Origin of the sequence: Nocardia pseudovaccinii (assembly GCF_050942345.1) — a bacterium.
Lineage (GTDB): Bacteria > Actinomycetota > Actinomycetes > Mycobacteriales > Mycobacteriaceae > Nocardia > Nocardia pseudovaccinii.
Window position 1 is genome coordinate 6156521 of sequence record NZ_CP192074.1, and the last position, 12282, is coordinate 6168802.

Annotated in this window: 10 protein-coding genes; 6 read left to right on the forward strand and 4 right to left on the reverse strand. The window is 64.5% G+C overall.

Going from position 1 to position 12282, the window contains the following annotated elements:
• The first annotated feature begins 64 nt into the window (after positions 1-64).
• The 4 genes from ACQPZ2_RS27800 (at position 65) to ACQPZ2_RS27815 (ending at position 3423) form a co-directional block, all read left to right on the forward strand.
• Positions 65-1441 (forward strand): MFS transporter, encoded by a 1377-nt coding sequence (locus tag ACQPZ2_RS27800; protein WP_433521154.1) that lies wholly within the window; start codon positions 65-67, stop codon positions 1439-1441.
• Positions 1431-1850, forward strand: coding sequence for a MarR family winged helix-turn-helix transcriptional regulator (locus ACQPZ2_RS27805; protein WP_063038061.1), 420 nt, complete (start codon positions 1431-1433; stop codon positions 1848-1850). Before ACQPZ2_RS27800 ends, ACQPZ2_RS27805 begins: the two co-directional genes overlap by 11 nt.
• Positions 1851-1925: 75 nt before the next feature.
• Positions 1926-3152 (forward strand): cytochrome P450, encoded by a 1227-nt coding sequence (locus ACQPZ2_RS27810; protein ID WP_433521155.1) that lies wholly within the window; start codon positions 1926-1928, stop codon positions 3150-3152.
• Positions 3153-3198: 46 nt separating this feature from the next.
• Positions 3199-3423: a hypothetical protein gene (locus tag ACQPZ2_RS27815; RefSeq protein WP_063038062.1), complete on the forward strand. Its 225-nt coding sequence runs from the start codon at positions 3199-3201 to the stop codon at positions 3421-3423.
• Positions 3424-3490: 67 nt separating this feature from the next.
• Here ACQPZ2_RS27815 and ACQPZ2_RS27820 read toward each other — a convergent pair whose 3' ends face one another.
• Positions 3491-3964: a hypothetical protein gene (locus tag ACQPZ2_RS27820; RefSeq protein ID WP_433521156.1), complete on the reverse strand. Its 474-nt coding sequence runs from the start codon at positions 3962-3964 to the stop codon at positions 3491-3493.
• A gap of 158 nt (positions 3965-4122) precedes the next feature.
• Here ACQPZ2_RS27820 and ACQPZ2_RS27825 point away from each other — a divergent pair, with 158 nt between their 5' ends.
• Both ACQPZ2_RS27825 and ACQPZ2_RS27830 read left to right on the forward strand, forming a co-directional pair.
• Positions 4123-5043 carry an LLM class flavin-dependent oxidoreductase gene (locus ACQPZ2_RS27825; protein ID WP_433521157.1) on the forward strand — a complete coding sequence of 307 codons (921 nt, stop codon included), beginning with the start codon at positions 4123-4125 and terminating at the stop codon, positions 5041-5043.
• 84 nt (positions 5044-5127) lie between these two features.
• Positions 5128-5601 (forward strand): DM13 domain-containing protein, encoded by a 474-nt coding sequence (locus tag ACQPZ2_RS27830; protein ID WP_433521158.1) that lies wholly within the window; start codon positions 5128-5130, stop codon positions 5599-5601.
• Between the two features lie 63 nt (positions 5602-5664).
• Here ACQPZ2_RS27830 and ACQPZ2_RS27835 read toward each other — a convergent pair whose 3' ends face one another.
• From ACQPZ2_RS27835 to ACQPZ2_RS27845, 3 genes are all read right to left on the reverse strand, one after another.
• Complete coding sequence (locus tag ACQPZ2_RS27835) at positions 5665-8217, reverse strand: DHA2 family efflux MFS transporter permease subunit (RefSeq protein WP_433521159.1); 2553 nt, start codon at positions 8215-8217, stop codon at positions 5665-5667.
• A gap of 200 nt (positions 8218-8417) precedes the next feature.
• Positions 8418-11165 carry a hypothetical protein gene (locus tag ACQPZ2_RS27840; protein WP_433521160.1) on the reverse strand — a complete coding sequence of 916 codons (2748 nt, stop codon included), beginning with the start codon at positions 11163-11165 and terminating at the stop codon, positions 8418-8420.
• Between the two features lie 101 nt (positions 11166-11266).
• Complete coding sequence (locus tag ACQPZ2_RS27845; RefSeq protein ID WP_433521161.1) at positions 11267-12151, reverse strand: polysaccharide deacetylase family protein; 885 nt, start codon at positions 12149-12151, stop codon at positions 11267-11269.
• Positions 12152-12282: the final 131 nt, after the last annotated feature.

Genomic DNA, 12282 nt, shown 5'->3' on the forward strand with positions numbered 1-12282 from the left:
TTGCACAGCTCACATCCTGGGACTGCCCTTGCATTCGGAACAGTTGTGATTACACAATCATTGTGTGAATACAACTGTTGAAGAGCTGACGCCGCGCCGCAAGTTGGTGGTGTTGGCGACGTGTTGCCTGAGTCTGCTGATCGTGTCGATGGATTCGACGATCGTGAATGTCGCAGTGCCTGCGATTCGAGCGGATCTGGATGCGCCGCTGGGTCGGCTGCAGTGGATCATCGATATCTACACGCTCACGCTCGCGAGTCTGCTGATGCTCGCCGGTGCGACTGCGGATCGGTTCGGGCGGCGGCGGGTGTTCCGGATCGGGTTGACGGTCTTCGCACTCGGGTCGCTGGCCTGCAGCCTCGCGCCGAATATCGAAACCCTCATCGGGGCAAGGTTTTTGCAGGCCATCGGCGGGTCGATGCTGAATCCGGTTGCGATGTCGATCATTACGCAGGTCTTCACCGGGAAGGTGGAACGTGCTCGCGCGGTTGGCATTTGGGGTGCGGTCGTCGGCATTTCGATGGCCCTGGGGCCGATGGTCGGCGGCGTGCTGATCGATGCGCTGGGGTGGCAGTCGGTGTTCTGGATCAATCTGCCGATCTGCGCGCTCACGCTGGTCTTGACGACTCTATTTGTGCCGGAATCGAAGTCGGCCACGGTGCGCGGACTCGATCCGATCGGACAATTGCTGGCGATCGCGTTTCTGTTCACGGTGGTATTCGGTTTGATCGAGCGGTTGCCGGTGGTCTTCGTGGTGTCGGCCGTCGCCCTCGCGGCCTTCCTGTGGCAGGAATCGCGGCGCTCGGATCCGTTCATCGATCTGCGCTTCTTCCGCAGTGTGCCGTTCGCGTCGGCGACGGTCACCGCGATCTTCGCCTTCGCGGCGCTCGGCGCATTCCTGTTCACCTGCTCGCTGTATCTGCAAGAGCTGCGCGGTTATTCGGCGGTGCACACCGGGGCGCTATATCTGGCCATGGCGGTCGCGACGCTCATCTTCTCGCCGCTGTCCGGGCGTCTGGTCGGGCGCTACGGAACCAAACCCTCACTGCTCGCGGCGGGTGTCGCGATGACCATCGCCGCCGTGCTGCTCACTCGACTCGATGTGGCAACTCCGGTCTGGCACCTGCTCCTCGTCTTCGCGATCTTCGGAATCGGATTCGGCATGGTCAATGCACCGATCACGACGGCGGCGGTCAGCGGGATGCCACTGGATCGCGCGGGCGCCGCGGCGGCGGTCGCCTCGACCAGCAGGCAAGTGGGCGTGAGCATGGGTGTGGCGCTGTGCGGCGCGCTGACCGGCGCCGGTCTGTGGTGGCTGATTGCGGTTTTCACCGCCGGAATCGCCATACTCGGCATAGTCGCGAACACCCGCTGGGCCGCGCGGTCCCGCGATCGCGTCGCCCCGATATTAGAAGAGAAGGTCCCCGCACATGCCGGATGACGTACCCACCGCCGACGAGGTGTGGGCCCAGCTCACCAACCTGGTGATGGATACCCGTGACTCGTGGAAGCGGGCGGTCACCGAGCGAACCGGCTTGCCGTTCAGTCGAATTCGCATTCTGCGCCGCCTGCGTCCCGGCCCGCTCACGCTCAACCAGATCGCGCAGGCGACCGGCATGGATGCGCCCGCGACCACGGTCGCGGTCAATAATCTCGACGAACTCGGCCTCGTCGTGCGCGAGATCGACCCGACCAACCGCCGCCGCAAACAGGTCTCCATCACCTACGCCGGTCGCGCCGTACTCGCACAGGCCATGGCCACCCCCGACCCCGCTCCGGCCGCCGTCGCCGCCCTCTCCCCCGACGACCTGCGCTCGCTGAATCAGCTCTTACGCAAGCTCGAGCACTGACGCATTTCACCACTTCGGCGCGGCACACTGTGCTTCAATCGTGTGTAGAACGTGTTCCAGCTCTGGGAGGTGGCCATGGCCACGCCGTCGATTCCCGCCGGATTCGATTTCACCGACCCGGACCTGTGGGCGAAACGCAGACCCACCGCGGAATTCGCGGAGCTGCGCCGAACCGCACCGGTCTGGTGGTGCGCCCAGCCCGACCGCTCCAGCGGCTTCGATGACGGCGGCTACTGGGCGGTCACAAAACTCGAACACATCAAAGAGATCTCGAAACATCCGGAGATCTTCTCCTCCACCGCGAACAGCGCGATCATCCGATACCAGTCCACCATCACCCGCGAACAGATCGATATGCAGCGGCTGATTCTGCTCAATATGGACCCGCCCGCCCACACCAAGAATCGGCGCATCGTGTCCAAGGGCTTCACCCCGCGCGCGGTGGAGGGCCTGCGGGCGGCACTCACCGAACGCGCCGCCCGAATAGTGCACGACGCCAAGAAGTCCGGCAGCGGTGATTTCGTGGAGCAGGTCGCCTGCGAATTGCCGCTGCAGGCCATTGCCGAACTGCTCGGGGTGCCGCAGCAGGATCGCAAGAAGCTGTTCCACTGGTCCAATCAGATGATCGGCGCCGACGATCCGGAGTACGCCACCGATGCGCCGACCGCACAGCTGGAATTGACCGGCTATGCCTGGACCATGGCCGAGCAGCGGCGCGCCTGCCCGGCGGACGATATCGTGACGCAGCTGGTCAATGCCGATATCGACGGTGAACATCTGGGTTCGGACGAGTTCGCGTCCTTCATGATCCTGCTGTCGGTGGCGGGCAATGAGACCACCCGCAATTCGATCACCCACGGCATGAAGGCCCTCGTCGACAACCCGGACCAATGGCAGCTCTACAAGGAGCAGCGGCCGCGCACCGCGCCGGATGAGATCGTGCGCTGGGCCACCCCCGTCTCGGTATTCCAGCGCACCGCGACGCGCGATGTAGAGCTCGGCGGGCAGTTGATCCGCAAGGGCCAGCGCGTCGGATTGTTCTACAGCTCGGCCAATTTCGACGAGGACGCCTTCCAGGATCCGTTCAGGTTCGATATCCTGCGCGACCCCAATCCACACGTCGGATTCGGCGGCGCGGGCACGCACTACTGCCTCGGCGCCAACCTGGCCCGGCTCGAGATCGATCTGATGTTCAATGCCATCGCCGACGCCATGCCCAATTTGAGTCAGATCGCCGAACCCGAGCACCTGCGCTCGGGATGGCTCAATGGCATCAAACGGTGGGAAGTACGTTTCGATTGATACACGCGACCTCGGCAAAGCCGTTGCGAGCGCGCATCATGTAACTATGGAACCTGAACCAGTGCGGGTGCGGGTGATCCTGTTGTTCGGCGATCGGGCGCAGGTGCAGACACCATGGCATCCGGCACACTCGCCCATGTGGATACCGGCCGCCGATATCGCCGAACAGGCCGGGCTGCCACAGAACGAATTACCGGGACGGGAGTTCTGGGCCTCCGGTGACGAGCACGAGCTGACCGGTTTTCGGCTGGTCTTCGATCCACGGCTCTGAAACGCGTCCGAGTCTCGCAGTGCGGCACACACATCCGCGTGCCGCGAAAGCGCCCGGAAATCGTGACCTAGTTCGCCACCATGTCGTACTTCAGCAGCGCGAAGCCGGTGGGCACGGTGGCGCTCATCGAGATGCGATCCCCGGACCAGGCACCGACCAGTGCGGCAGCGCCGCCGGCGCAATCCGCGCCTTCCGCGGTGAGCATCGGCAGCGGGTGGATGCGGTGGCGGTCCGCACCGCGCCGGACCGTCGCCTTGTCCACGTAGGTGCGTTTGTCATGATTGAGGATGTAGCGGCCGATGAAGCCGTTCTGCGGCGCGACCAGCGGGGCGACGGAGGCGGCCTTGTCGTAGAGGCTGGTCTGCTTGCCCACCTGAGGTCCGGCCCACACCACCCGCGTCGGCACCGTCAGGAGGCGCTCCACACCCTGGACGAAGTCGTCGCCGATCCAGGCGCGTTTCAGGAATCGGATCTTGGGTTCCAGATACCCGATCAGCTTGTGATCGGCGTCCAGGAAAACGGCTCTGCAGAACTGCCCCACGGGGGTGATTTCCTCTCTGGGATAACGGCTTTCGGATAATCTAGCCTGCGCGCATCGCGATGGCTCGGCGGGTGGTTACAGTCGAGTTACCGGCATGTTCAGGTCTGGCTCGAGCTGACTCCGGACCGCTGCTCCGATGCGCCGGATAGGCTCGGCTGATGCGATACGCCATTTCGGTTCCGCAGCTCATTCCCGACGGATCATTCCAACCGGAAAATCTGCGGGCCTACCTGGATCGAGCCGAGGCGCTCGGCTTCGAGAGCGCATGGACGACCGAGCAGCTGCTCGGATCCGCGCCCAATCTGAGTCCGATCGAGCTGTTGACCTTCGCCGCCGCATGCAATGAGCGGTTGCGCTTCGGATGCGCGGTGTTCGTGACGCCGCTGCACAATCCGGTGCACCTCGCCAAACGCATCAGCACGCTGGACCAGCTCACCCGCGGCCGGCTCGAGATCGGCGTCGGGATCGGCGGACGCAACCGGATGTTCTCCGCCTTCGACGTCGACCCCGCCGACAATCTGGTGACCCGCTTCAACGAGGGCCTGCGCGTCATGAAGGCACTCTGGACCCAGCCGCGTATCGATATCGACGGCGAGTTCTGGCAGCTGACCGGCGCCACCATGGAGCCGAAACCGTTCCAGAAGCCTTATCCGCCACTGTGGTTCGGCGGCAGCACACCCGCGGCACTGCGACGGGCGGTCCGGCACGGCAACGGATTCTTCGGCGCCGGATCGAGCACGACGGCCGAATTCGCCGAACAGGTCCGGTACGTGCGCGAGACGCTGGCCGAAAACTCCGGCGCCCCATCGGATTTCCACATCGCCAAACGCGTCTACATCGCGGTCGACGACAACCCGGCACGGGCCGAACAGCGCATGGCCACCGCCCTGGCCGACTTCTACGGCGAATTCGGAAAAACCCTGCTGCCGGTCGCAGTACACGGCACACCCAAGGACTGCATCCAGGGCCTACGCGAGGTGGCCGACGCGGGGGCCGAAATGATCCTGATCAACCCGCTGTTCGACGAGGTCGCTCAAATGGAGCGCATTGCCGCGGAAGTGTTGCCGCACGTCGACTGAGGGTGCCGTAACGCCAGAGCGACCCCTGGCAATGAACAGAGCAAGGGGGCCGGTCACGCGACGCGGGTTCCGGGGAGGAGGGTCATGTCCACATCGATGACGCGGATGGCGGTGGCAGCACTGATCGCCATCGGAGTCGCGCTGGTGTCGTGCCAGCGGTCCGTCGACGCCAAAGGTGACGACCAGAGCACGCTGAACGACCCGACACCGACCAACGTGGTGCGAACCCTCGCAAAAGGCGCCTTCGCCCCGCAGCAACATGTCACGAGCGGAACAGCCGTTCTCCTCGAGCTATTCGACGGCACAAAACTCCTCCGCCTGGAAAACCTCGACCTCACCAAAGCCCCGAACCTGCACGTCTGGCTCACCGAACAACTCCACCCCTGGCCCGAACTCGACAAGCCCTACTACGCAGATCTCGGAACCCTGAAGTCCGACAAGGGCAACCAGAACTACCCCATCCCCGCCGACACCCACTTCGACCGCTTCAACGGCGTAGACATCCGCGACAACGACTCCCCCGACGCCTTCGCCTACGCATCCATGCGACTCGAGTAGACCGTGGGTATCCGGGCGAACATTTCGAGGCCGTCCACGGGTGGCGCGAAATTCTGAGCTGTGTCAGCGCGGGTCGGGGGCTTCGGCGGGCTCGTAGCCGAGGCGGACGTCGTGGGTTACTTCGCCGCCGGAGACTGTTACCCGGGTGGTGACGGGTGGGTAGCCGCGGGCTATTACGGTGTAGTGGCCTTCGGGGAGGTCGGTTACCAGGTAGCGGCCGTTGGCGTCGGTGCGGGCGGTGGCGGTGAGGTCGCCGGATGCGTCCAGGACGGTGATCTGGATGTCCGAGACGGCTCGGTCGCCGTCGGCCCAGGCGGATCCGGCCAGCACTGCCATCGATGCCATATCTATGTCGTGATGCAGGAGACCGCTGTCGGGGATGGTGAGGGTGGTGGCGCTGGGGCGCATATGTTCGGCGACTGCTACCAAGGTGTAGGTGCCCGAGACGACGCCATGACAGACATACGCGCCGTCGCCCGCGGTGATCGCCGCCCCGACCACCTCACCGTGGATATCGGTCAGTGTCACGGTGGCGCCCGGCAGCGGGGTACCGCGACCGGCCGAACGGACCACGCCGGACAATTCGCCGGAGCCGGTGAGGGTCAGGTCGAGCAGCTGTGCGCGCTGTCCGATGGCCACGCTGACCGCCTCCGGCCGATGTCCGGTCGCCGATGCGATCAACACGTAGTTGCCCGCGGTCGGAGCCTCGATCCGGTAGCGGCCGTCGGCATCCCCGGTCGCGCGCGAAACCTGGTGTCCCCGTTGGTCGATCAGGGTCAGCACGGTGCCGGGCACCGGTCTGCCGTCCTCGCGTCCGATCCGGCCGCCGATCGATGAACCTTCGTATTCGAGGCTCGAATGCGACTGCGGCACAACGGCGGCCACATAGACACCATTGCCGTCGTGCTCCACCGAGACTCGGCTGACCGCACCCGCCAGCACCGGTTCCGGTTCGGAGAGCACCTCGGCGGCACCCTCCCAAACCTGCGCCTCGTCCCAGCTGGATTCGGCCTCCAGAGTCACCTGCTCCACAGCGGGGGCCGGGTTGTCCTGCAGCGGAATCTCTTTCATGAACATCAGCACCAGGCACGCCAGCAGCGCCACCCCCGCCGCGGCATAGAAGACACCATGCATAGCATCGGTGAACCCGATCAGAATCGGCACTCTCAGCTCGTCGGGCAGCGCGGCGATTCCACTGGTATTGCTCTGCATGGTGCTCAACTGCGCGGCATCGAAGCCGGGGGGCAGCGCACCACCGAATGCGTCGATGATCCGGTGCGGCAACAGGTTGAACAGGATGGTCAGGAATACCGCGACACCGAGGGTGCCGCCCATCTGCCGGAAGAAGGTCGCCGAAGCGGTCGAAACACCCATATCCGAACGCGGACCGGCATTCTGCGCCGCGATGATCAGGGTCTGCATGCAGCAACCGAGCCCGAATCCGATGACGCCGCCGTAGACCAGCGGCTGCCATAGCGGACTGTCGTAATGCACGCGGCCGTAGAGCGCCGCGCCGACCGCGATGATGAATGTCCCGATCACCGGCAGGATCTTGTAGCGCCCGGTCAGTTTGGTGGTCAATCCGGCCAGCTGCGAGCCGAACATGATCCCGAGCACCAGCGGGAGCATCAGCAGACCTGATTTGGTCGGCGAATATCCGCGCACCACTTGGAAGTACTGCGGCACCATGACGATCGCGCCGAACATCGCGATACCGACAATGAAGCCGCCCGCGATGGTCACGCTGAAGGTCGAATTCTTGAACAGCCGCAGGGGAATCAGCGCCGCATCCTTCATCAGGAATTCGACGAGCACGAACAGCAGCAGCCCGCCCGCACCGATCCCGTAGCAGATCAGCGACCGCTGCGAACTCCAGCCCCAATCCCGGCCCTGTTCGGCGACGATCAGCAGCGGCACCACGCAGGTCGTCAACGCGACCGCGCCGAACCAGTCGATGCGGTGATCCTGGCGCTGATGCGGAGTATTGAGCACCTTGGCGACCACGCCGAGCGCGAGCACACCGATCGGCACGTTGACCAGGAACACCCAGCGCCAACCCTCGAGACCCCAGAGCTGGTCGTAGTTCGAGAAGAAACCGCCGAGCACCGGCCCGAGCACGGTCGCCGTACCGAAGACCATCATGAAATAGCCCTGGTAGCGCACCCGCTCCCGGGCGGGAACGATATCGCCGATGATCGTGAACGCCAACGACATCAACCCACCCGCACCCAGCCCCTGGAAGGCGCGGAATCCGGCGAGTTCGTACATCGAGGTGGCGAAGGTGCAGGCCACCGAACCGATGACGAACAGTCCGATCGCGGTGAGGTAGAACGGCTTTCGACCGTAGATGTCGGCCAGTTTGCCGTACAGCGGGGTGGTGATCGTCGCGGTGATCAGATATGCCGTGGTCGCCCAGGCCTGTTCGTCGAATCCGTCCAGGCTGTTGGCGATCCGCACGATCGCGACGCTCACGATGTTCTGATCCAGCGCGGCGAGGAACATGCCGAGCAGCAGTCCCGACAGGATGGTCAGGATCTGCCGGTGCGACAGTGACGTACCCTCACCGACATCCAGGTCCGGCGTCTTTGCCGGGGCCTGGGTGGTCGAATTCGTCATAATTTGAGCCCTAGTTCTGATCGGCTATCCGTGGTGGAAGTGTCTCGAAACCTGAGTCGAGCCGGTCGAGCAGTTGGCACACTGCGCCACAAGCGATCTGCCCCCACACGCCGATCACCCGTAACTAGTTGCGCTCGCTAATATACATACGGCCGCTCAGGGCGAAACGGCCTGGTCGGATCATCCCTACATCCAATGCCTCAGCGGCCGAGCGGATCCGGGCGGCACTGCACCGGATCGCTGGCTACGGCTCGGCCGCAGCCGAAAATCATGACCGGCTCGGCGTGATTCGACGGATCCCAGATCTGGTCGACGCTGAGCAGACCGACCCACTTGTCGACGGTCACCCGGCCGGACCGCGCGCCGAGGCTGACCGAGAAGTCGAGTACGCCGCTGCTCGACTCGATCACCGGCTGCCTCGGCAGGTCACGCAGCGCAGCCCACACGGCAGCCGCACTGATCGGAATCTGTTCTGTCCAAATGCCGGCGACCGCCGGAATCAGCGACTGCACCGCCCGCGCGAACAGACCGACCGCGTCGTAACCCAGGATGACCTGTTCACCCAATGGATGCAGCTGGCGGCGCTCGGCCGCGGGTTCGCCGGACTCGGCACAAGCGTCCCAACTCGGAATGTCAGGGTCCTTGGTGACAGCCAAATTGTAGAACTCGACGCGGCTGCGGATGCCCTGGCCTTTGTTCGCGCAGGTCACGAGGCCGGACTTGGCAACGTAGATCAGCGGCCGAGCACTGTTGGCCGCCTTCCGGCGCTCGGCGCTGGCCATGAATCGGTTCGCGGAATCGTCGGCGATCAGCACGACCCGTTGGTCACCACAGGACTTGTTCAGGCTCTGCAGAAAGTCCGGAAATTCCCAATCCCGACCGGCGAAGAACATCACCTCATCGCAGGCGTCCACACCATCGGTCCGGCTAAAGGCATCCTGGCGATCCCAGGACCCATCCCAGACGGGATGTCCGTCCGCACCGAGAACATGCAGATCCGCGGCCATATTCTCGGTGTAGAGATCGGAACTGTCGGGCCGGTGGTAGATCCGCAGACCGCGCCCCGCGAGGCTGGGTACCGACCGCACGTATTGCCGGACCATATCGGCGACCATCTGGTTCGAAGCAGAAATCTGAAAATACAAAGGCGATGAACGCACCATCTCATCCGCCGACAAGCTGGGCGCGACCATCGGTAAACCCAATCCCGTCAACGCATTGACGATGCCGACGGTGGCGGTCCGGCTCTGATCGAATCCGATCACCCCGACGATGGTCGGCTCGGAACGGACCAGTGGGGCGAGCATCTCGACAGTCCGCTTGCTCTGAGCGGTGAGCGGACCGCTATTGGCCAGGACGAAGCGGACGAGCGGAACCGTGTCGGAGGTTACCGGTTCGATCGGTCCCACAGACTTGATGGCGTGGTACTGGGCCAGCGCCAGCCCTTCGAGATCCTCACTCTGCGCGGGGTAATCGGTCGGCAACCCGGTGAGCTGACCGACATAGACCAGGGTGAAGAACGGCCGAGTCGGTTGCTGGGCGGCCAGCCGCTCCGTGATGCGATTCTGCCGATACAGGCGCTTCTGTACCTCTACCAACCGTTGCGCATTGGGCTCATTCTTGGCGAAAAGGTAACCGCGACCACTGCTTTCGGGATCATCGGGGTCATAGGCGCTGTATCCGAGGCACTCGGCTCCATCACCCTTCGCCACCTGCACCCACTTGCTCGGTGCGCCGGAGCCACACGCCTGAGCGGGGGCCCGCCACGGCTGCCAGACCGCCGCGCCGGTCGCGGCGATCGACAATATGACGACGGCGCAAACCGGCAGGGCACGCCTCGCCCACCACGGCGGACGCGGTACCGGGATCCGCTGGAAGCCATCGGCATTGCCGTCATGTTCGGCGCTCGTGGGTACGGCGAAAACCAGGAACCACGCGCGCGGTCGCTGCCGCTGCCGAGCGATCGGCAGCTCTTCTTCCCATTTCCGGTATGCCCGCATCGCCCGGTGCGGCGACCGGACCACGACGCCGTCGGGCACCGGGCGCACGTCGGACACCAGCAGCAGCGGGTCATCGATGCCGGTTTCGTTACGGATTTCGTCGACCAGCCCCAGCAGTCGACGGCCGACTTCGGTGCCACCGTGCTGCAATACGACAACCGGATAGGTTGTCCGCCGGGCGGCGCGGATGCGCCATATTCGACGACCGTAGGCGACCCGCAGGTCCTCCAGGAAGGCATGCAGCAGTAGCTTGTCGAGTTGTTGCCAGTTCTCCTGTCGACGCGCGTTTTCGGTGAGGCGATGTGCGAATCCGACGAATTGGCTGGACTGTTCGGGCGCCAGATAGCGCTGGTTCATGAGCCAGCGGAACTCACGGCCGACTCCAGGAATCCGGCCACCCGTGCGTGCCCGGAATACCGCTTTCGGTAACACCAACCGCACCACACCGAGCAGCAGCCGCTGCAACGGACCCACCATGGACTCCACAGGCGCGAGTAGTTCCTCCCCCCAACGTCCGAAGTCCTTGCGCAGCAGGGTTTCCAGTTCGCGCAGCTCATTGTCGGAGGTCAGCTTCTTGGCCATCAGCCATTCGACGAGCCGGTAGTGCCGGAACGTCAGTGGCCGCATCCGCCCGAAGCGATCCGCCGACAGCCCCCGGCAGAGTGTGTACAGCAAACGCCGCAGCTCCGTCAGGCCCGGTGTGGTGTCCTCGGCGAGCGAGCTACCGGCCGGGAGTTCGGCCGGATCCGCGGCATCGGCCGTCACATACACGGCATCGGCGAGCGCACCGCCGAACATCGTCAAGGTCGCGACGACCTCGGCGGCGGCACCGGATAGCCCGACTATCGGCAACATTCGATCGGCACGTCGCTCACGACGCACCAACCACGGCAACAGATCTTCGAACGCACCCGCGGCCGGAAAGCTCGCGGCCGGATCGTGTGACATGCGGGCTCCCCGGTCTCGTCGGCAATCAGTGGCCGTGAGTCAACCACTGCGCTCCGGGACCGGTCCCGCAAACTCTTGGCATACTTGAATCTATATGTATTTCAATAGGCGTTGAAACGGTCGCGCCAGCGCGGATTCAGTTCGTCGGCAAGAAGTCTGGGGGCCGAGATCTTGTTCGGATTGCCGTCGGAGGTGTATCGCTGGTCCGGATGCTGGTCGAGGCGGTCGAGCCAGTAGGCGGAAGCGAAGTCGACCTCGGCCTTCCCCGACCGGATGCGTGGCACCCCAGCGGGATCGATCTGGCCGAATGGAGAGGGTGCGGGTTCGGCGCCGACCAGCAGCACGGCCTCGAACGCGTAGTGCGTGCCGTCCCAACTTCCCGCGGTGGCGAGTGCGCGATCGACCGGGAAAATGCCGAGCGGCAAGGCCATCGTGCGCACACGATGGCCGGGGGCAGCGGCTGTGATCGCGCGCAGGTTCTCGACCAACTCGCGCTGCACTCCGGTGCTGTCCAGGCGACCTAGATTGGCGTGGCTCGCGGTGTGCGCGCCGATTTCGTATCCGTGAGCGGCCAGCCAAGGCAATGCGCGCGCGTCACCGGCGAACGGCTCGTTGTTGACGTAGAACGTCGCGGTGGGCCGGAAGTCCGGATTGCGCGCGCCGAACTCCTCGAGAATCCCGATCGCGGTGTCCGGGGCCACCTTCGAGTCCTCGGTGAACCGAAGTTGGGTGATGGTGGAGTCGTCGAAGGTGAGCACCACCGGGTGGGTGCTCGCCGGGATGTCGATATGGCCGGAGATGTAATCGGCGACGGTCACCGGTCGATAGTTCTCGCGGTACAACCGCTCGAGTTCGGCGCGGAACTTCTCCGGAGTCTGGTCGTATTCGCCGACCGGAGTCGGTGTCACCTGGTGGTACATCAGGATGGGGACGAGTCCGAGTTCGTTGGCTCCCACCGCAACCGGATCGGGCGTCGATGTGGCCACCGGAACCTTTTCGATGGCCGCCGGTACCGGAGCAGGCACTGCACCACATGCGGTGGCCGTTGCGAATATCAAGGCCGACAGGACAACCCGAGTTCCGATAGCCGAGCACCGCACCACCGATCGAACGGTAC